This is a genomic window from Shewanella sp. GutCb (assembly GCF_002836135.1).
GTDB lineage: Bacteria > Pseudomonadota > Gammaproteobacteria > Enterobacterales > Shewanellaceae > Shewanella.
In genome coordinates this window covers 1-22,070 of record NZ_PJBL01000033.1, presented here as the reverse complement: position 1 = coordinate 22,070, position 22,070 = coordinate 1, and the positions used below count along the sequence as shown (strand labels likewise).

At 43.9% G+C, this 22,070-nt stretch carries 17 protein-coding genes and 1 pseudogene; 6 read left to right on the top strand and 12 right to left on the bottom strand.

Annotated elements, in window-relative coordinates; genetic code table 11:
• Positions 1-79: 79 nt before the first annotated feature.
• The 4 genes from CXF86_RS19035 (at position 80) to CXF86_RS19020 (ending at position 4,629) form a co-directional block, all read left to right on the top strand.
• Entirely contained in the window at positions 80-1,081 is a 1,002-nt protein-coding gene (locus CXF86_RS19035; RefSeq protein ID WP_101092166.1) for a 4-hydroxyproline epimerase, read from the top strand.
• Between the two features lie 41 nt (positions 1,082-1,122).
• The gene (locus CXF86_RS19030; RefSeq protein ID WP_102039754.1) at positions 1,123-2,688 is read left to right on the top strand and encodes an aldehyde dehydrogenase (NADP(+)); all 1,566 of its coding nucleotides are present in this window, start codon (positions 1,123-1,125) and stop codon (positions 2,686-2,688) included.
• A gap of 107 nt (positions 2,689-2,795) precedes the next feature.
• On the top strand, positions 2,796-3,467 hold the full coding sequence (locus CXF86_RS19025; protein ID WP_101092164.1) for a GntR family transcriptional regulator: 672 nt from the start codon (positions 2,796-2,798) through the stop codon (positions 3,465-3,467).
• A 97-nt stretch (positions 3,468-3,564) separates the two neighbouring features.
• The gene (locus CXF86_RS19020; protein ID WP_101092163.1) at positions 3,565-4,629 is read left to right on the top strand and encodes a ketoacyl-ACP synthase III; all 1,065 of its coding nucleotides are present in this window, start codon (positions 3,565-3,567) and stop codon (positions 4,627-4,629) included.
• 58 nt (positions 4,630-4,687) lie between these two features.
• On the opposite strand, the gene CXF86_RS19015 is transcribed toward CXF86_RS19020, so the two are convergent.
• Entirely contained in the window at positions 4,688-5,266 is a 579-nt protein-coding gene (locus CXF86_RS19015) for a lecithin retinol acyltransferase family protein (RefSeq protein ID WP_102039753.1), read from the bottom strand.
• Positions 5,267-5,543: 277 nt separating this feature from the next.
• Here CXF86_RS19015 and CXF86_RS19010 point away from each other — a divergent pair, with 277 nt between their 5' ends.
• Complete coding sequence (locus CXF86_RS19010; RefSeq protein WP_102039752.1) at positions 5,544-6,077, top strand: heme NO-binding domain-containing protein; 534 nt, start codon at positions 5,544-5,546, stop codon at positions 6,075-6,077.
• Between the two features lie 22 nt (positions 6,078-6,099).
• Positions 6,100-7,851 carry an ATP-binding protein gene (locus CXF86_RS19005; protein ID WP_102039751.1) on the top strand — a complete coding sequence of 584 codons (1,752 nt, stop codon included), beginning with the start codon at positions 6,100-6,102 and terminating at the stop codon, positions 7,849-7,851.
• A gap of 30 nt (positions 7,852-7,881) precedes the next feature.
• Here CXF86_RS19005 and CXF86_RS19000 read toward each other — a convergent pair whose 3' ends face one another.
• The 11 genes and pseudogenes from CXF86_RS19000 to CXF86_RS18950 form a co-directional block, all read right to left on the bottom strand.
• Positions 7,882-8,559, bottom strand: a complete 678-nt coding sequence (locus tag CXF86_RS19000; RefSeq protein ID WP_102039750.1) for an exonuclease domain-containing protein — start codon at positions 8,557-8,559, stop codon at positions 7,882-7,884.
• Between the two features lie 5 nt (positions 8,560-8,564).
• The gene (locus CXF86_RS18995) at positions 8,565-10,412 is read right to left on the bottom strand and encodes a DUF294 nucleotidyltransferase-like domain-containing protein (protein ID WP_102039749.1); all 1,848 of its coding nucleotides are present in this window, start codon (positions 10,410-10,412) and stop codon (positions 8,565-8,567) included.
• A 146-nt stretch (positions 10,413-10,558) separates the two neighbouring features.
• Positions 10,559-12,277, bottom strand: a complete 1,719-nt coding sequence (locus CXF86_RS18990; protein ID WP_101092157.1) for a sodium:solute symporter family protein — start codon at positions 12,275-12,277, stop codon at positions 10,559-10,561.
• Positions 12,278-12,308: 31 nt separating this feature from the next.
• Positions 12,309-12,575 carry a DUF4212 domain-containing protein gene (locus tag CXF86_RS18985; RefSeq protein WP_101092156.1) on the bottom strand — a complete coding sequence of 89 codons (267 nt, stop codon included), beginning with the start codon at positions 12,573-12,575 and terminating at the stop codon, positions 12,309-12,311.
• Between the two features lie 756 nt (positions 12,576-13,331).
• Complete coding sequence (locus tag CXF86_RS18980) at positions 13,332-13,745, bottom strand: hypothetical protein (RefSeq protein ID WP_102039748.1); 414 nt, start codon at positions 13,743-13,745, stop codon at positions 13,332-13,334.
• Positions 13,746-13,761: 16 nt separating this feature from the next.
• The gene (locus tag CXF86_RS18975; protein WP_102039747.1) at positions 13,762-18,504 is read right to left on the bottom strand and encodes a phage tail protein; all 4,743 of its coding nucleotides are present in this window, start codon (positions 18,502-18,504) and stop codon (positions 13,762-13,764) included.
• Positions 18,504-18,887: a DUF6950 family protein gene (locus CXF86_RS18970; RefSeq protein ID WP_102039746.1), complete on the bottom strand. Its 384-nt coding sequence runs from the start codon at positions 18,885-18,887 to the stop codon at positions 18,504-18,506. Before CXF86_RS18970 ends, CXF86_RS18975 begins: the two co-directional genes overlap by 1 nt.
• Positions 18,888-18,895: 8 nt before the next feature.
• Entirely contained in the window at positions 18,896-19,525 is a 630-nt protein-coding gene (locus CXF86_RS18965; protein ID WP_102039745.1) for a hypothetical protein, read from the bottom strand.
• Complete coding sequence (locus tag CXF86_RS18960; RefSeq protein WP_102039744.1) at positions 19,522-20,115, bottom strand: hypothetical protein; 594 nt, start codon at positions 20,113-20,115, stop codon at positions 19,522-19,524. The genes CXF86_RS18965 and CXF86_RS18960 overlap by 4 nt, the downstream gene beginning before the upstream one ends.
• 83 nt (positions 20,116-20,198) lie before the next feature.
• On the bottom strand, positions 20,199-20,711 hold the full coding sequence (locus CXF86_RS18955) for a hypothetical protein (RefSeq protein WP_102039743.1): 513 nt from the start codon (positions 20,709-20,711) through the stop codon (positions 20,199-20,201).
• Positions 20,712-21,082: 371 nt separating this feature from the next.
• A pseudogene (locus CXF86_RS18950) lies at positions 21,083-22,070 on the bottom strand (phage tail protein); the annotation flags it as partial.

Here is a 22,070-nt window from a genome sequence, read left to right as displayed (position 1 = left end):
ACCAAAGTCATAACTCCAAGCGCTGAGCCTTCATTTAACAAGGGCTCAGCACACTAACAATAATAATGGAGCTATATACATGCTGAAAGGCACTTTTTTTTGCATTGATGCACACACTTGCGGCAATCCAGTGAGACTGGTGACCAGTGGTCACCCTCATCTTATTGGTAATAACATGAGCGAGAAAAGACAGCATTTTCTTCGCGAGTACGATTGGATCCGTAAAGGACTTATGTTTGAGCCCCGAGGCCACGACATGATGTCAGGTGCCTTTCTCTACCCGCCATGCTCTGATGATGCTGACGCGTCAATATTGTTTATTGAAACCAGTGGCTGCTTGCCCATGTGTGGACACGGCACCATTGGCACGATTACGTCAGCCATTGAATCTGGATTATTAACGGCGAAAACCCCCGGAAAACTCATCATCGATGTCCCTGCAGGCCAAATAAAAATTGATTACCAAAAAACTGACGAAAAAGTCGATTGGGTAAAGATATACAACGTTCCAGCCTATCTTGCACATCAAGACCAAGTTTTAGACATTCCAGGTCTAGGTCCATTAAAGGTTGATGTGTCGTATGGCGGTAACTACTACGTTATTGTCGACCCGCAAGAAAACTTCCCCGGATTACGTCACTGGAGCGCTGCAGACATTCTGCGCTGGAGTCCCATTGTTAGGGCCATTGCTGATGAACAATTAACCTGTATTCACCCCCATGATCCAACCGTAAATGGCGTAACACATGTGCTTTGGACTGGCGATACGATCTCTTCTGGTTCCGATGGTGCAAACGCAGTCTTTTATGGTGATAAAGCCATTGACCGTTCACCCTGTGGTACCGGTACCAGTGCGAGACTTGCACAGCTCTATGCTAAAGGACAACTACACGTGGGTGATGAGTATACCCACGAGAGCATTATCGGTAGTCAATTTGTTGGACGAATAGAATCTGCAGCACAAGTAGGTGATTACCGAGGCATTATGCCAAGCATTAAAGGCTGGGCCAGAATGACGGGCAACAATACCATCACTATCGACGATAGTGATCCGTACGCATTCGGTTTTCAGGTCGTGTGATCAACAATTAAATTAATTAGCATGTAAGCTCAGGAGCAAATATGACGGATTTAGTAAAGGTAGCAATTAGTGGTCAACACCTCATCAATGGTGCATGGACTGACGAAGCATTGCAATTTAGCAGTATGAACCCTGTAATCAATGAAGCCACTGAGTGGCAATTCGCTAATGCGACATCACAAATTGTCGACGCTGCTGTTAACGCCGCAAAACAAGCTTTCACTTTATATAAGCGTACCACTAACGACAATAGAGCTGACTTTTTAGACGCTATTGCTGAAGAGATCCAATCTGATATTGCTGCGATAACTCAAACAGCTCATATAGAAACGGGCTTACCCATGGCCCGCCTACAAGGTGAAACTGGCAGAACTTGCGGACAACTCAAATTGTTTGCGAGTACATTAAGAACACCGATTAACAATGTATTGGTTGATCTTGCCAACCCAGACAGACAACCTCTGCCAAAACCCGACACCAGACTCGGCACCTTACCTATTGGTCCTGTTGCGGTTTTCGGTGCATCAAACTTCCCGTTAGCGTTTTCTACTGCCGGTGGTGATACCGCTGCAGCACTTGCTGCTGGCTGTAGTGTCGTCGTAAAAGGACACCCTGCTCACGCTGCAACCAGCGAACTCGTTAGCCACGCAATTGCACGAGCTACCGAACGTTGTCAAATGCCTGCAGGTGTATTTAACCTTATACAATCAACAGAGCCAGAATCATCGACGTTATTAGTTAGCCATAGTGCGATTAAAGCCGTCGGCTTTACCGGCTCACTTAAAGTCGGTCGAATTTTAGCGGATCTTTGCGCAGCAAGAGCAGAACCGATTCCATTTTATGGTGAACTAGGCTCAATTAATCCACAGTTTTTACTTGCTGAGTTGCTAACACAACAAGCAGAAAGCCTAGCGACGACGCAAGTTCAATCGATGTTAATGGGACATGGTCAGTTCTGTACTAGCCCAGGCGTAGTGGTGGCAATACAAGGAGAGGCGCTCAATCGCTATCTCGCGACAGTCGCAGAGAAAATCTCACTGGAGTCTGCCGCAAGCATGTTAACCGCAGGCATTGCTGCGACCTATCAATCACAAGTCGAAGCACTGCTTAAGAATAAGCGTGTACAGCTAATATCACAGGGTAAGTCCTCACCAGCAAACCACTTTACACGTCCAGCCGCGGTTAAAGTCACCGCTGAAGATTACTTAGCTTCAAAGACGCTTCAACAAGAGGTATTTGGCCCCTTCGCTGTCATTGTAGCCTGTGAAAACCAAGCACAAATGGAGTTAATAGCGGAACAGATGGAAGGTCAATTAACGGCCTCAATTCATGGGCTAGATAATGAGTTAGCTGAGCAAGCTCAATTAATCGAATCGGTCTCGTATAACGTCGGTCGTTTGATATTCAACCAAATGCCGACAGGCGTTGAGGTCTGTCATTCAATGAATCATGGCGGCCCCTATCCAGCGAGTACGGATAGCCGTACAACCTCTGTTGGTACACAAGCAATGTCTCGATTTGAACGACCTTTGTGTATACAAAACATGCCAATAGCACTCATGCCACAGAAGCTGAGAGAAGAGCAAGCCAACATTACCACTTTCTAAATATTTCAAAATATGTACAGGGAAACAAGTTGTTTCCCTTTCATTCTACTTATTTAAGCGTTAACCTAAGAAAATCATCTTGAATAATTAACATAAAAACAGGCTATATGAGCAGAAAAACTCCTATCGTTCATAAAACACGTACTCAAGTTGTCGTCGAAGTATTAAGGGAAAAAATTCTCTCTGGAGAAATCGCTGCGGGTATGCCATTACGCCAAAGTGCCTTAGCCGATGAAATGAATGTGAGCAGGATCCCAGTACGAGAGGCATTGCTGCAATTAGAAGCTGAAGGGTTAGTTAAGTTTGAAGCACATAAAGGCGCTACAGCGACTATTTTATCTGCTGTTCAAGTCACTGAACTATTTGACTTAAGAGCGTTAATCGAAACAGATCTATTGGCTAAAGCAATCCCCAATATGACTGAAGATGACCTAACGGAAGCTGAAGGTATTTTGGACTCGCTTGATGTGGCATTTCAAGATAAAGACCAAATAGAACGCTGGAGTGGATTAAATTCTCAATTCCATACCTGTTTATACCGCGCAGCAGACAAACCTCATACCATTGAAGTCGTCAATGGGCTGAATACCAACTGTGATCGGTATGTCCGCTTACAGCTATTTTTAGCGAGTGGTATTCCTAAAGCACAGCAAGATCATAGAGAATTGCTAGACTATTGTAGGAAGGGTGACGTTGATAACGCTGTTGAACTGTTACGCAGTCACATCCTTCATGCTGCGGCAGCTATTAGAGTTTTAGTTGCTCAACAAGAGGGCTAGCTCACTGTTGAGCGTTAAAAGACTTGTTAAGCTTTACTTATACTGATTGACAAGGCAGAGCGCAGGTTCTGCTTTTTTATTTTTGAGAGATAACCTAATGCAGTACGCCACGATTACAGGTTGGGGAAAGTGTGTTCCGCCCGCTACCCTAACAAACCATGACCTTTCAACATTTATCGAAACCTCTGATGAATGGATTAAATCTCGCACAGGTATTAGCCAGCGTCATATTAGTCATGTAAACACTTCTGAGCTTGCCTCTGTTGCCGCTCAAAGAGCACTTGCTGCCGCCGGTATTGAGGGTAGCGATCTAGATATGATAATTCTAGCAACCGCAACACCTGACACACTGATCCCAAATATAGCTTCAACGGTTCAAGCGAATGTGGGTGCAACTTGCGCAGCCTTTGATATCAATGCTGCATGCAGTGGTTTCCTTTATGGCGTTGGCCTAGCGAGTTCACAAATAAAGAGCGGCCAATGCAAAAAGGTGCTCGTCATTGGTGCAGAAAGACTGTCGTTCTTTTTAGATTGGTCACGACGCGACACCGCCGTTTTATTTGGTGATGGTGCCGGCGCGGTTGTATTAGAAGCAACAGATGAAGCAATTGGTATCTTAGGCTATGAGCTGAATAATGACCCTGCTGGCAGAGACATTCTTAAAGCCGGTTTTGGTACTGCAATGGATCGATTTGACGCCGCTTCACTCGATTTTTATATCGAATTTAACGGTCAAGAGATCTTTAAACGTGCCATTGCAGGCATGGGTAAGTTAAGTACTAAAGTGATAGAGAAATGTGGCATCGATAAGGAAGATATCGATTGGGTGATCCCTCATCAAGCTAACGAGCGTATTATTGATACTCTGATTAGCCGCATGAAAATTCCAAAAGAAAAAGCCATTGTGAATATTGCAAATTATGGTAATACTTCTGCTGCAACTATCCCTATTGCGATTTGTGATGCGCTAGAGCAAGGTAAAATCTTACCAAATCAAACCATTTTATCTTGTGCATTTGGTGCAGGATTGACCTCGGCCGCAGCCTTAATTAAATGGGGTGACAGAGTGACTCCAATTAATATTAGTGATGCAGAGCTGCCACCTTGTGATAAAACCGGTATTGAACTGGTGAGCAAAGCGGTAAAGCATTTCTGTAAATAGCCTAGCCAGAAACACCGTTTGTTTAAAAACACCGACCTAAACCGTCGGTGTTTTTGTATCAAATGATAGCTTCGTCCCAATAGACAGCTTCTTCAAAGTACATTCCAATTTCATTGTTGAGTTTACTAAAACTCGATAACGCCTTCTCTTCGCCACTTAAACAATGCCACACAAATCGATGACAATTATTGTCTAACAGATCATATTTTCTATAGGTAAATATTGCCTGTTGTGCCCGGGCTAAAACCTGAGACCTCACTAAAGGTTGGTGAAGATGATTACACGCTTGAAAAATCTGACTGCCACTTCTGCCGACCAAAAAGCGCTTAGTTGAAACGGCGCGTACTAATCCACTTCCATGTAACTCAACTAAGGTGTCGTCCCCTAGCCAAATTCCCGTGTGTTCAATGACGCCAAAAACAAAACAGCAAATAATCGAGCCCGGCTCGAGTTGAACTTTCTTATCGCCAGTATGCCATAAGCTAGGACCAAGTTCGGCATTGGCACCCCTGGTATGATCAGACACAGCCTTACCGTGTAATCGCTTCGTCGCGATGTCTTTTTGATTTTTACGTTCATCAGCAATCAAAGCAGCACCAATTGCTGCAGCTCCTAACCAAACCAACGGTAATGGCATAAAAATCCCTATCGCGCTAATGACACTTAATATCAAGTAAGTTATAGAACAGTGCTTAATTTAAGAAGCCTAAAAATGTAAGCAAAACTACCTGTAAATTATAGTCATCATATTCATCTCTTGAATTTAAACGTCAATATGACAATAGTAATGACGAGCGAGCGAGGGCTTACAAGCGAAATTAACGTACATTTAATCTGCATAACAGCCCCAGTATCATTGAATAAAATCAACTAATACACTACTTTATAATAAGTAGTGTATTAAGGAGTGACATATGAAGGGAATCATTTTTGCTGAGTTCTTAGAATTAGTCGAAGACACGTTCGGATTAGAGATCTGTCAACAGATCCTCGATGAAAACCAAAACGACGGTGTTTATACCAGTGTAGGCACGTATGACCACCATGACCTCATCAAACTCATCGTAAGCTTAAGTAAACTAACTGGGATATCTATTGAAGACCTACAAGAGGTTTACGGTAAATCCGTCTTTATCACCTTGTTTAACAGTATGCCTGGCCTCGAAGGCAAGTCAGACTCCACCTTTAGCTTTATCAAAAGCGTGGAGGAATATATTCATATAGAAGTCAAAAAACTTTATCAAAATGCCAACCCACCTACTTTCAACTTTATTTCAGCCACTGAAAGTCAATTAGTCATGGATTATGTGTCCGCACGCTGTATGTCGCATGTCTGCCTAGGGCTGATTCGAGGCTGTGCTGAGCATTTTGGTGAAAACATTGAAATTACAATGGAGCCAATAACAGAAGACCAATCAGAAGTCCGATTTACCATCACTTATGTTTAAACAGTGAGGCGATGCACAATCTATGCTCAACGATGAAATCCAAGCATTAACCAATAGAATTGAATTGCTTAATCGAAAAATAATCCGAGAAAAAGCAGCAAAAAAGGCAGCTGAAGTCCTGCTGGAAGAAAAAAGTAGAGAACTTTATAGTGCAAAACAACTTGTCGAAGACTCACTCATTCATATAAAAGAGCAGTCTAAGCAAGGCATGGCTCTGCTGCATTTTAAAAGCCATTTAGAATCAATTTTACTCGATTACAATCAACTGCTTTTGCAAAAACCTATCTCCAATATATTATTACAGCGCTTACTTGATGACCTGATTGGCATTGAAAATATTAAAGCGAGTCGTATCCGCTTCAAATCACCGATAAAAGAAAATGTTTTTGATACTTTTTTAGCCGGTAACAAAGCCCTGATCCAACCTATTTCAACCGCAAACCAACCATTATGTTGGTCTGATGATCATCAGCAGATTAAGCTTATCATCAAAACTGAAGCCTCTATCTTAGGCAGTCTCACACTCGTTATTGAATCCCCAACCTCATGGCAAAATACCGTTGAGAAACAGCTTCTGCTATTCTGTGACATGATCAGCGCAGCACAACGACGACAAGAGTTATTAGAAAATACCATCAAGGAGAAGTTGCGCGCAGAGTCTTCAGAGCAGTCTACTCGTGATTTTGTCGCGATGATTAATCACGAATTAAGAACCCCACTTAATGGTCTATTAGGCTCCGCTGATCTGATGCTTGATACATCGTTGTCGAGCTATCAGCAGCAACTACTCAATACCATGCATCAGTCAGGCGAGCTATTGCGGGTGATTATTAACGACTTGCTTGATCTCAGTAAAATGAGCGCTGGGATGCTGCAGATTGTAAAGATTAATTTTTCTCCTGAGAAATTGTGCAAAATGATATTCGATATTTTCAAACAGCGCACCGATGAGTTCGGGCTGTTATTTAACTACCATTATCAACAATCAATTCCACAGACATTAATTGGTGACCCAGATCGTATCAAACAGATCTTAGTCAATCTTATTGGCAACTCGATAAAGTTCACCAGACAAGGTGAGATAAAAGTCGATATCTATTGGGCCGAGCAAGCACTGTGTTTTACGGTCCAAGATAGTGGCTGCGGGATCCCAGAAGACAAAATACCGACACTTTTTGACCCTTTCACTCAAGTGAATAACTCGAGTAATCGAGCCTATGAAGGCACTGGGTTAGGCCTCGCAATCTGCAAACAGTTAGTTGATGAAATGAAAGGAGACATCAGATTAACATCGACCCTAGGTGAAGGTAGTTGTTTTGATGTTTCCTTACCCCTAGATATCGCTAAAACAAGCGTATTAAATATCAAACAACCTCAAGCTCAGTATCCTATCGAGACACTGGACGTATTGGTCGTGGAGGATAGTAAAGTTAACCAAATGCTGATTGAAATGATTTTAGCTAAATTCAAAATAACCCCCGCCATGGCTAATAATGGTCAAGAGGCGATAGACTTCCTCGCGAACAATAGCGTTGATATTATCTTTATGGATTGCAGAATGCCGGTCGTGGATGGATTTGAAGCAACAACTTTACTGCGCGACAAAGGTTATACCAAACCCATCATAGCCTTAACGGCTAGTACAACCTCGGTGGAAACTGAACAATGTTACCACTGTGGAATGGACGAAATAATCAATAAACCTTATCAACAAGAAGATATCAAGAGTGCACTGATAAAATGGGGACACATTATTGATGCTGCAAAGCAGTAAGTATTTATCCAGTCTTTATGGACGAGTTATTTAGCGAATAAGATCAAACAAACTCAACTCATCTTGGCCTGCTATCCCCGCCATTTGAGCTAAGAGCAACTCACCACAAGCCAATGCATCAACCGTCGCATTATGCGCAGCATATATTGGCAGACCATAGCGGCGCCGACATGCATCTAGCCTTAAAGAGCCTTCTTTAATGACATCATGTTGCCGTAATAAGCGGCTTCGCTCTAGAGACATTGTATCTATTGCAAGAAAAGACATTCTTTCACCTAGACTACGATGAACCTCTGTTTTAAGAAAACACATATCTAAAGGCGCATGATGCGCCACTAACACATGGCCTCGTGTTTGATTTAAAAACCAGACCATTGCCTCTTTAGCTGACGTCGCTGTTGCTAACTGCCTGTCGACAATGCCGTGTATTATCGCGCTATCGCCAACGCTACCTTCAATACTCACCAATTTATGTTGTGCTTTTTCAAGCTGCAACATCCCATTGTAAATAGGCACCAAGCCAATACTTAAAATCTGGTCACATTGAGGATCCAGACCCGTCATTTCTAAATCTAAAGCCATCAGCGGAATTTGTGACAAAGGCTTTGATACATTATCCAATACGGCACGGTAATAGGCTTCAATGGTCTTATTAACCGCTTTGAAGATACGCCAGCGCAACTTGCTCTGTAGATAAAGGCTTTTCAAAAGAATTAGTAACTCCGCATCATTTTCAACTTAAGCCCTACTTGTCCATCGTGTACCACTTTAAAGGCATCTCTTAATTGATGCCGTACTAAAGAAGAGACGTCTTTAGGCATTAGATAGTTGGTCACCGGTTTTGCATGAGTGTACTGGTAACCTTGATTAGATAGCCGCATATGCGCGATAAACTCATGCGCATCGGCCAAATTAAGTGCATCGTTGCGGTTAATGATATTTTGATCCATTAGCGCTCTAATTCGTTTAGCGGTGTTAACCTCTTTAATGCCAGCAGACAATGCATACACCCGTGCAATATCATTAATCAACGCATTACCTTTGTGTTTTAGATCAATCCCTTTGACCTCAGTTCCATCACGCTCCAACACAAACTTTCTGAAAAAACCGAGGGGGGGTGTACTCGTTAAAGAATTACCGGTCAGACCTGCGAGGAAAATATCATTACCTTGAGTGTTTTTAAGAACATCATCTTGTAATCCATCAAACAAAGATTGAGGTCCAAAAACAGAGCGCATATCAAAAAATATACTGCAGTGCATTAGCGCTTTAGGATCCGGTGTATTAACCCACTTATCAAATACAGATCGCCAACCATTAAGTGACATTCTCCATTTAGGATTTTGCGCCATAATGTCACCAGGGCAATAAATATAACCACACTCATCAAGCCCAGCACAAACCGCCTTCGATAACGCTTCAAAATAACCTTGTGCTGCAGCATCCGGTTCATGGGCAAGTAGTAAACCATTATCTTGATCTGAACATGCCGCTTGATCTTGCCTACCCTGAGAGCCAAACGCTAACCAACAAAATGCCATAGGTGCTTCACCTAACAGTTGCTGATTTAATACAATAAGCCGCCTTGTTAATGCATCAGTGACCGACGTTAACACTCGCCCTATCTCCTCTGCTCTTGCATCGGCACTGATCAGGTTTTGCAGTAAAAGAGGGATCTGTTTACTGACTTGAATCAAACTAGCAAGATCTTTTTGCCGCTCAATTTCGCCAATCAACAATAAAGGCTGTGAACTCTGGCCGCGTAAAATATCAGTACTGGTAATCACCCCTTTTGCCTTACCATTGTCGACCACGGGCAGATGATGAATATTATGTTCACTCATCAACAGCATCGCTTCAAATACCAGAGAGTTTGATTCAATTGAGATTGGTGTGGTTGTCATTGCTTGATGTACAGGAAGGTTACCATCAAAGTTTTCGGCCAAAACACGGTTACGTAAATCTCTATCGGTTAAAATACCGACGAGCTTATTATTATCAATAACCAGTACGGAAGAGACGCGCGACTTTCGCATACACCTAGCCGCATCAGCAACGGAGGCTTTCATGTCGATCATTAGCGGAGAATTAGACATTAAGGTGGTAATACGGCTAGTCGTTGTCAGCTCTTTTGCTTTAAATCGTCCTTGATGCCTTAAGCGCTTTGCAAACGCCTTATTAAAGAATCGATCGAACTCGCGGCTTTTAGTGCGCAGTAGATTAAATATATCAGGCGGTAAATGGTAGACCAGGCCATCTTCTAAAATAGCGACCCGATTACTGGCCTGCTCTCCAGATAATAAAGACGGAAAGCCAAAATAATCGCCCTCGCCGAGCCGATCTAATAGCTCACCATTAATATCTCTGACTTCGAACGCGCCACTTCTAACAATATAAAGTTGCGGGTGTGACGGGTCTAAAGGAACAAAATTTGCGGCTTTACTGTAGTAGCCGACCGTTAAGGAACGGCAGCAACTCGCCAACGTGGCTTCATCAAGCGACTCAAAGGGTACGCTTTGTTGTAAAAACTGCATGATGGGTTGTAATTCGCTTGCATCCATTTAACCACTCCCTAGCTCACATCCTCTATATTCAATGACCACTATAGCGTTTACTCCAATGCTAGGACTATTCGACCAAAGGCCAGTTATAGACATAAAAAAAGAGCGCTTAATGCGCTCTTCTTATTCTGCTTACAAATTAGGAACTAGTGATCTTGTGCTTCACCTGAACCTTTAGGGAAACGAATAGACTCAACCATGTCCACAACATCTTGTGGTATGGTTGCCGTGACTTTAGTGACACCAAAGGCGACGGCAAAGTTAATCATCATACCCAGCATACCAATACCTTCTGGCGATATCCCAAGGAACCAATTATCACTGGTGTTTGCACTTGGATTAACAAACTTGAAGTAAACAATATAAGCCGCAGTAAACAGTAGACCCGTTACCATGCCTGAGATTGCGCCTTCCTTGTTAACTGTCTTAGAGAAGATCCCCATGATAATAGCTGGGAACAGTGACGATGCCGCCAGACCAAATGCTATCGCAACAACCGCCGCGACAAAACCAGGTGGATTAATACCGAAGTAACCTGCCATCACAATCCCCAATGCAGCTGCAATTCGGGCGTACAACAGTTCCTTCTTATCTGAGATATCAGGCATTAAGTTTTTCTTCAGCAAGTCATGCGATACCGAAGTCGAGATCACCAGTAGAAGACCCGCAGATGTCGATAATGCAGCAGCCAAACCACCCGCAGCAACCAGCGCGATAACCCAAGCAGGAAGATTAGCAATTTCAGGGGTCGCTAGAACCATGATATCGCGGTCAATCTTCATCTCATTTTCTGCACCCTTGGCATAGTAAATCTTACCGTCTTCGTTCTTATCATCCCACGTAATCAGTCCAGTCTTTTCCCAGTTCTTAATCCACTCAGGTGCCGTTTCATAGGCAACTCCAGTAGACTCAGGGCCATTAATGGTTTCAATCATGTTGACACGAGAGAACGCGGCTAATGCTGGAATAGTGGTGTACATAATAGCGATAAAGACTAATGCCCAACCCGCTGATACACGCGCATCTTTTACTCTAGGTACCGTAAAGAAACGTACGATTACGTGAGGAAGACCTGCAGTACCGAACATCAAAGCACCCGTAATAAAGAACACATCTATCATGCTCTTTGAACCTTCAGTGTATTGCGAAAATCCGAGTTCAGCAGATAACCCATCCAGCTTATCAAGAAGATAAACCCCTGTGCCATTGCCCGCAGCATCGATTAACTCAGCCCCAAAACCGATTTGAGGGAAAATGTGGCCAGTCATCATCACCGAGATGAAAATAGCGGGCACCATGAAAGCAAAAATAAGGACGCAATACTGTGCAACTTGAGTGTAGGTAATCCCTTTCATACCGCCTAAAACAGCGTAGAAGAACACCACTGCCATACCGATATAAACACCGGTTTCAACCTCAACCTCTAAGAATCTTGAGAATACAACGCCTACACCACGCATTTGACCCGCGATATAGGTGAAACAAATGAAGATGGCACACACCACCGCCACGGTACGCGCAGCTTGTGAGTAATAACGGTCGCCAATAAAGTCAGGCACGGTGAACTTACCAAACTTACGTAAGTAGGGCGCCATGCAAAGCGCTAGCAGAACATAGCCACCCGTCCAACCCATTAAATAAACTGAACCGTCATAGCCGGTAAATGACACGATACCCGCAAGTGAGATAAATGATGCAGCCGACATCCAGTCTGCTGCGGTAGCCATACCGTTCATAACAGGGTGAACACCGCCACCCGCCACATAGAATTCTTTTGTTGTACCGGCTCGAGCCCAGATAGCAATACCGATATAGAGGGCAAATGTTACCCCTACAATCAAATAAGTGAGTGTTTGTACATCCATTTCATAGCTCCTTTAAATAAGTTCTTTGTAATTAGTCTTCATGCACATCATATTTTTTGTCTAACGCATTCGCCTTCGCGACATAGACAAAAATAAGCGCAACAAACACATACATAGCACCCTGTTGTGCAAACCAGAATCCCAACTTGAACCCCATGAAATGGATTTCATTGAGTACATCTACTAATAAAATACCGCACCCGAATGATACTGTTGCCCATATGGCTAACAAACCGAGTACTAGGCGTAAATTTTCACGCCAATAACCTTCTGCCTTCTCGTTGCTTTCAAAACTCATAGCGACTCCCTTGTGCTGATTTTTATATTAAGTCAGGGTTTAATCTAGCAAGCATGCGGCGAACAACAATCGCGACCTTAGTCTAACGTTAACGGCAACCACAAATGATAATGATAGATAACATAAACATTACAACAAGATACAAGTTTACGTGCACGTAAACCAAGCTCATTTATCGAACACTTAGTTAGACCAAGGTATTAGCCATTTTTATTGTATGAGCTGAAGCGCGTCGCGAGATTTGTGTAGCGCGTCGCGTATTTTGGCAGAAGCGTTCACAAGGTTTGGCAAAAGTGTTCATCTAATAAAGTCACTAAGTTTGGCAAAAGAGAATCGCCAACACTGGCAAACTGAACATTAACTAAGCTGACTGGACACCATATTCTAAACACGGTAACGTTGTTTAAAGCAGAAATGCTCCTACCCGCGCCTCTCGACGCTTCAATAGTCATTCAAAAAGATCAAAATTGAATATAAAAGCCAGGTAACTCCCTTTCATAAGGAGAGTCACTATGGATAAAAACCATTCAAAATTAAACGAACTGTGGTTAAAGGTTAAAAACAGTGCTTTTTATGCCTGTTTTAAATTTTTATGCTTAATCATTCAGATTATTAAAACTATTGAAATAATTAAAGGTTTTATAACTAGTTTTTAGATTGTATTTGGAGTTAGTTACTGGCGGTAAATAATGTTAAATCCCCTTAGATAGGGGATTTTTTGATACAAGTCAGATGGTCTCCCCCACCAGCAGAGCCCTATACAAGAACTTCTGACACTAAATGTGCAGCTTCAAACTCTGTTTGTTCTGTTAGATGAGTATAAGCTGCTTCTCTCGGTGTGATACCTGTATACACATCCTCTGCAAGGTTCAAGCTGAACACCTTTACATTACGACCTTCCCTTACTTGATCGACTGGTGGCTTACCTTCATCAAAAGCATCTTGACTAGCAAAAACGCTCACCATGTAAGTGCAACCTTGTCCACCATGATTACTCGTGATGACCTTGTAGCCTTGGCTTACTGCATTACCTTCACCAGGTGCGCCGTTAATTTCTAACCGTTCATTACTTGAGGTGTTGTTATTAACGTTTAACTCAGAGATAACTAACAAAGGGTTAGCGAGTTCGATGCCTGAAGATAAAGCGAGTGTAGGTATTGTTAAAGCCATGATGGCCTCCTTTAGTTTATTGTTCTGTTGATATGAGTGAAATGTTTTGTGACGAGGTAAGCCGTGCAATATGGTAGCGAGTAGCACTAATCACTTTAATCCGATATTTAAAATCACTGCCAGATGATGAATTGTCGGTATAGGTCGATGAAGCGCTGCAATACTCCCTCACTTCATAATGGTTAAATTCTGGCTCAAACGCCTTATTAACGATAATAGGAAAAATACCGCTAGAAACTGTCGTCCATGATCCACTACCAATTTTTCGTTGAAGCTGCCAACTTAACGCACGATTAGAAACCGCTCCGCTTGAAGCCGTTGAACTGTCGGCGGATAAATTGTAAGAAACAACAACCGTTTTTGATTTGCCATTAGTGCCAAAAGGCCCAATTTCTACGGGGTAAGAGCTACTTGCATAAACATTTTTATCTGGATTAGTCACTCCAGTTTTAAGCACGCCAGCACTCAGGCTACCGCCAAAATAAGCGTCACCATTAGCGGCTAAATAAGTAATAGCGTTAGATTTTCTTAAGCTATTCCAGTTAGGGTTGCCGCCCAACAGCAATTTAGGACCGTACCATTCAACAAGGCTATCAGGCCCAAAAGCGTTAGCCGCTTGTACTTTCATATAAGCGCTACCTATAAGCCTAAGCTCACCACCTTCGATTACTGGGGATTCTATCTTTTCACCCGCTTTTATGTGACGGCCCAAAATAGCATCAGCCGCAATGCTGTTAGCTGTTAATCCACCAAATACCGCTAATCTAGCCACTAAACTGTTAAACAATGCACTCGTACCCACTAATTTATTAATCAGTGCGCTATCAGCCTTAATTTCAGTCGCCGTCAAGCCTCCAAAATTAGCAATGCGGGCTTTTAACTGATTGAATAACCCTGTATTGGCCAATAGTTGATTAGCCGATATTTGGCCACCTCCCAGCTCTGTAACTGACATATTGAACCATCGATCAACCGTGGTTACGCCAGCGTTGTAGTAGTTTAAAGCCCGTAAGTACACTTTGGTGGTGCCGGGATTTAATTGAACTGCGTACTGCACATTGAGCGAATCAGGAATAGATGCAGGGGAAACTTCTGAACCGACTATATAACCTCGCATTTGGTGGTATTGCCCATCCGCTATATCACCACTCCAAAAATAAAAATTATCCGTTGAGCTAGCCAATAAGCGAGATTCTGCCATGATAATTCTAACATTAGAATCACCCACCGCTCTCATGCCAAAAAAACGGGTTCCCACATTGCCGCCACTAACCCTAAAAATAGTAAAGTTAACTTCATATATTTTTGTATGGTCAACCTCAAAGGCGTTAGAATAAAGCTGCGTATTGCCTGATGTAGCATTTTGTAATGCTTTAGTCGGTTTGCCTTTATGCGTATGGCTAACCACAGGCAAATTCCCTGTCCAACCAGTATTAACCCCCGTTTGGCTTACATTGTTAATCAGGTTTCTTGCCAATACATCAAGTTTGTCAACGGTTATCGCTTTAGCTGCAATGCTGTTAGCGGCCAGCCCACCAAATTGAGCAAACTGAGCTTGTAAATGCCCAAATAAACCACTATTAGCAATAAGCTTAGTAATAAAGGCATTTGATACCGTGATTTTATCTGACGTAACCGCGCCCGCTTTTAAGTGGTGAGTCGCTATCGCTAGTGACGCTATGCTATTTGCTGTTAAACCGCCAAATGCAGCCAACCGTGCTTGTAACTGGCCAAACAACCCGCTACTAGAAAACAGCGTGGTAATCAGTCCTGTTTTTGCTTGAAATTGACCGGCTGCAATATCACCTACGGCTTGCAATTTTGCGGTATTGGCTTTCGCGGTAGCATCCGCGCTGGCAGTGCTTATCGCTTGGCTTTTAGCAGTGTTAGCCTTGGCTTGGGCATCGGCTATCGCGCGGGTTTCTTCTTTGGTTATTTCACCATCTGCATAAGCATTGGCCTCAACTTTGGCAAGATTCGCTTTTGCTAAAGCGTAGGTTTCTGCGGCAGCTTTGGCAGCATTCGCTTTCGCGGTAGCATCAGCGCTGGCGGTGCTTATCGCTTGGCTTTTAGCAGTGTAAGCCTTGGCTTGGGCATCGGCTATCGCGCGGGTTTCTTCTTTGGTTATTTCACCATCTGCATAAGCATTGGCCTCAACTTTGGCAAGGTTCGCTTTTGCTAAAGCGTAGGTTTCAGCCGCAGACTGCGCCGCATTCGCCTTAGCACTTGCATCCACTTGACCCGCTACAATGGCCTGACTCTTGGCTGTATTAACTTTACTCAACGCATCTAACGCCGCGTTGGCTTCTGCCGCTGCTTGCGCTGAATTAGCCTTAGCTTGTGACTGTGCCGGAGTTTCACCGCCAAGTCCGGCAGCTGTAATGTTTTGCTCAAGCAATTTCTGCGCGGTTAGCAAATCATTGTTTAACTGACCACTATTCAATGCGGCTTGCAAAGAGAGCATTTCTTCACTGGTGTTAGGCAGTTTTCCTGCCATTAAATCATCAAGCTTTGATTGTTCATCATCTGTGAATACAGGGGGGATCTCTGTCTTAATTTTTGACCAGGTGTAATCTTGCCAATTACCACTAGGGCTAACCGTTTTCTTATCCGTCGCAAGGCCCATGTACGCCTTACCGTCACCTATCGCCTCAACGGTGGTAAAGCCATTACCTTGATTATCATCCGCCCAAGCAAACCAAGTAAACTTTTCGAAGGTATCACCAAGTAGTTCAACCAAAGCACTTTTATCACTGCTAGTTTGCGTGATAATAGGGCCAAACCAAGGACTAAAACCGTAGTTATTGGTGGCACGCGCCCAGACAAAATACTCTGTGTTGGCATGGCGATCTGGCCAAATCACTTCTTTACCTTGGCCAATGAATACCGCATTGGCGATATTACTGCTTAAACCGCCTTTAATTTCAAACTCTGTTGACGTTGCAGTGACAGCTGCAGTTTGTGGTCGTAGCGTCAATTCAAGCGCACCAGCATCCACCAATATACCGGTAATAGCTGGAGGCGCATCAGCCCCAATTGCCATAATTGCAGGTATATTTGAGCGGTTTGCAAATAAATTTACTGCCCACAAAGTAACGGTGTAATTACCTGCATCAAGTTTAGGAACATGATGCTGTGTTCCATCCAAAGTGACTTGATATACCACTATATTAAATGCATCACTCACTTCTAATCGATAGCGATAGGCACTATTGCCACCTGGCGCGTTCCAAGTCAGTTGCCCCTGCCAATTAGCGTCATCTCCCATTGGCGTCCAGACCAAACCATTCACCGTTGGTACTCGCTTCGAGGATGGCAGATTTAACACTGGAGTTAATTTACGATTGGTATAGCTGCCTTTATCAAACACAAATAAATTAGGATGTGTCTCACGCAGCGTCACTTTAATTGGCAGACCAAAATCAAATGACCAATCCATCACTTGATACTCGGCTTTAATGCCTAGGCGTGGCAGCTCAAGTTCTATTACTTGGCCAACCGACACGCTTAAGCCAATCATATTTAGCGGCACTACAATTTGCTGGCCCGCACGATTTAATTCTAAATAGAGCTTAGCGAGACGCTGTGCCGTAAATACAGATTGTGTAAAAGGGAGGTCTATATCATGGTCAATATATTCATCGTTGTCTTGAGCGCGGTAATAATTCGATTCATAAGGCGCAAAGTCGGTAGGTTGGTAGAAATTATCAGGGTCAACGAAGGTGCCACGCACCGCATTACACAGCTGCGCCCTAGCATTGAAAGGCCTAACTTCTACTTCTCCCGCTAAATCTCTTTCTGATAATGTGAGTCCAAACGGCCCCTGATAGACCCCCGAAAACAACTGATATTGACCAGAGGAATAAGTCTGCATACCCGCACCAGCAGTCAGCAATTTATCCAACACAGAGGCTGGCGTCATTGATTGGGTAAAGGTGCCATTACAGGTATAACGCTTCTCGGTATGGCCGTCATCGTCATACTCTACTAATTGGTCACTATCATTAGCTGCCAATGCATACGAGGCCAAGTCTATTTCATTAGCCAGAGCACCTACGCCTGACTCAAAGCCCGTGTAATCCAGCACACATAATGCCCAGTTATCACTCCACTCCCATGTGGACTCATCATTCCGGCTATGGTTGCCAGTACCACCTACACTCGAATCTTTACGGGGGTCATAAAGCGGCTTTCCCTTTAATAAGGCTTTAATGTTCGGCAAGCCGTTAGAGTAAAACTCAGGATCATGCTTAAGGCGCACGTACAAGTAAGTAATGCCTAATCCAACATGCTCCGCTGTCCAGTGTTCACATTCGCTAAGCAGTTGACTATCTACGGTGGTTTGCGCTCCCAGATGGATATTAATCCGAGCATGATCGCTATATTCGCCATCTAGGTTGCCATTTTGATATATCACTTCGTCATCAAAATAGATCTCAAGTACTTCTTCGCATTGATGCGCGGCTAATGGGATCACCAAATGTAAAAACTCATTATCTGTGCCTGTTTCTTCAGCGAATACAATAGGACCCGACACCATGGCCTGACCATAAATACTACGCCGCGCCTCAGTAGGTGAGCGCAGCATCTGTTGCTGCTGCATCGCCTCGTTACCAAAATCATCGGCAGGAATAGGGATCAAGGCTTCACGAATATACTTGCCAACGCTCACTTCCCACCAGGCATCAATACCTATGGCCTCAAATGCCACTTTCCCCAGCGGCGTCCCTCCAATTAGCGCATCAACAACCTTACCCATTAAACATTCCACCCCATTTTAATATGCGTTTTGGGATACGACACCAGTCCCTCTTGCGCCAACGCAAAGCAATCGTGGCCCTGATAAATCCCCACCACATCGCCCTGTGGAGTATCAAGCAGCACAACTGCGCCACGAGTTAACGTTAGTGGTGACAAGCCAGGCCCTAGTTTGGTCTCAAGCAATGCCGATATAGTCGCAAAACCTGCGCGCCGTATCGCACGCATAGCACCTAGCTCAGTAGCGTATTTTCCTCTAAACTCGGCGGCTAGATCTGCCACGCCATTCACCGCAAGCCAGTTGGCCGCAAATAAACAGCAGTCATGCTCACCCCAGTTAAACGCAACATACCGATACAGCTCAATGAATCCAGTTAATGACATAATCATTCCTACTTCTGTACTCTGCGGCCCGTGCTGCGACTCCCGCCACCACCAGAACCACCTGATAATTTAGCGCTGCCACCTGGTACGCCCCATTGCAATTCACGCTCAGTAGTCTGCGACACAAATTCAAAAAAATTATCACCTGGATGACGAGCGAGATGGTCGGCATGGGTATAACGGCCATTACGCGCATTTTTCCAATCCACGCCACGGCTGTTCAGATCCAACTGTAAATTGGCACTGCTGCCATCGCGAAGTGTCATCACATCCATACGGCCCGCAAATAACACATCGGCGGCGATCACTGTGCCTGATTGCTCATCAAGTGCCGCCAATAAAATCTGTCCTAAACGGTTTTGATACTGCTCAGTGAGCGCAGTAGAAAGCAATGCAGGTGGAATTCCTGATAAGGTTAAACGCAGCTTGTTAGGTTGTACTTTGCCGTTCTGAGTCACACTGCCAACTTTGCCCAACACGCCGACACCTAAATAGCTGTCACCGTCATGGATAATTGTGCCTACACTGCTATGCACACAGACAAAGCCAGAGGCAAAATCGAGTTTAGTGAGCAAGATTGCGCAGACATTTTTCTGACGTAAATAAGTTTTTAATTCTGGGGTAGCAAAGCCAATCATGAATAGATGTCCTCTACAAAAGACAGGCTGAAACTTGATAGCACTAAGCGCTTACTGCTGCGGCGCATGCCTTGGTTATCGTCAGTAAACATCATGGTGGCGCTGGGTTTATCTATCACCAATGCGGTGCCATTGGGGGGTGATTGGCGCAGTGCAGGCTCAAATTGTAACCTGCAAGCGCCGCCCGCATCGGCTACGGCGTCATCGGTCAACACCAGCAGCTGTTCGCCCACCTGTACATAATAGCCTGATGGTAAAAACAGCCCTGGAAAACACCCGCCCACCTTAAGCTGCTTACCTAGTTGGCCAACACCACTCACCACTGGCGTGCTCGTATATGCAGGGTTGATAATGGCATGGTCATGCAGTTTCGTTCGTCCTGCCATGCCTTGCATCTTCACCACAAAGGCATGCATCTGTGCACCTTGTGCACGAGATAATTTGTCAAAGGTCAATTGCGCCTGCCAGTAGGCACCAGGTAGAGAAAGCGTTTGCAGTTGATTGTTATAAGGGTTACGAAACGCCTTTGTGCGACGCACTAAGCGCCAGTCACATTGGGTAGGATAGATGTCAGCAGGAAAAGAGAGCATAGCCAGTCATGTTCAGCATACAAAACGAGTGATGCCTCAGTATGACTAGCTAGTTAATTGGATGGATTTGAAACGTTTCGGGATTAATACCCTTCAAAACTAATGATTTGACTGAATGTAAACTTCTCAGCATAAACAGACTCATATTCAACTCTTAACTCAACTTGAGAAAGAGCATTTGTCATATTAGCCGTCAATTCATGTTCTTTATGGGCTATTGATGACACTAACCATTGGTCTTGAAGTGGATTTCTGGAGCAATAAGCCCCTATAAGGTTAAGCTGAAAATCATTATCAGAAAGTTCAGGAAATAAACTTCTATATTTAATATCTCGCAATTCAAATTCTTGACCATTCTTCTTAATAACGCCTTTAGTTATTATTGCAGGCCCAAAACCATCATTTGTCAGTTTCAGTCCGATTTTTTCGCTAGCTCTAGAAACTAAAACTACTAATGACAACATTGGTTTTACTGACAACTTATTGTGTTTCCTCGTTATTAACCCCAGCCAAAGAGTCGTTACCAAAGCACACAAAGCAATAAAAACTGACGATATAGCAATAATAATTTCAGGCGTCACCCATTTAGGAAACATTTATCAATCCTTTGTAAATTAAGAGAATAAGGCAAGATATCCCTATCCGGATTAAAACACAACGTAAGCCAATTCAGTTTTGATGCTAATCATCCTTACTAGCAATGTGAGCACAATAACTACACATTTCCACTGTGAAATAGACCTCACTGTCTGAGTAATTAATGATTTGCGAACAAATACTACATCTTAGATTTTCAGCCTGCGCCTTACGATCCCAGGCATCTTCAACGTCTTGTAACCTTGCTTTCTCTCTACCCATGCTCATGCTCCCTATTACAATTTATGTTTTCGTCCAAAATCATGACAAAATCAATATATTCCTTTAAAGGGAGCTTTCAAGCGTAATATTTTAAACCCGTCCCGAACTGTTATCCCCTGCTTGCCTGCCATACGTCACCGCGATTGTTTAGGTCTTCCACCACAGCACTCTTAGTCATCGCTACCAACTGCGGCAACACCTCTTCCAAAGAATCTGCCTCGCCTTGATTGTTAACAACGATGGTGTTGTTCTGCTGTATATTGACACCTTGGCCACCACGGCCAGACGTACTAGCAGCACCAAGGGCATTCATCAATGTTTGCTGTTGATTACGGGTATAAACCGTCTCACCGCCATCCAGCAGATAGGTGCCTTCACGCGGGATAGTACCGCCGCCATGAAACTTACCGATTATCGACGGTAACAGCGCCATCGCCGCTATCATCGCGGCGATACCGACCACTGCACTACTGCCAAAACTAGCGATTGAGGCGGTAGCGGCAGCTGGTGCCATAGACGTCGCGATAGCGGTGCCAGTTGTTGCAGCTGTGGTGGTTGCCGCGACTGCCGTACTCGCCATTATCCCTTTATCAATCACGGCCATTGCTAGTTTCTTAACGCCTATCTCCACTAGGCCCGCTATCACGCTTTTTATTGCCCCCTTAGTAATTTGCTGCATCGCTTCTCCAAAGTCTTTCGACTCAAAAATGGCATCGGCAGTCGCGCTACCAATACCTGCAGCAAACCGATCAAATGACTCTGACCACATAGCATCAAATTGGGTTGAAATTCCGCCGTTGATCTCACTCATTGCCGTTGCATGGCGCAGCTGTTCGGCCTCAATCAGCAGGTTTATCTGGTTACGCTTTAATGATTCAGACTCAGGGGTATTAGTCAGCTCATTGGTTAGAATGCCCATATTCTCGGTGTGATTCTGATTTTCACTAATGGTGGGATCTAGATTGCCTTTCAATTGTTCGAAGTCGCTAGTTTGCTGCGACGCTGCATACTCATGTTTCAAAGCCGCAAGCAGGGCTTTACGTTTTTCTAAGGGCACATTGGCTTGTTCAAAATAGGCTTTTAACAACCGATCCTTT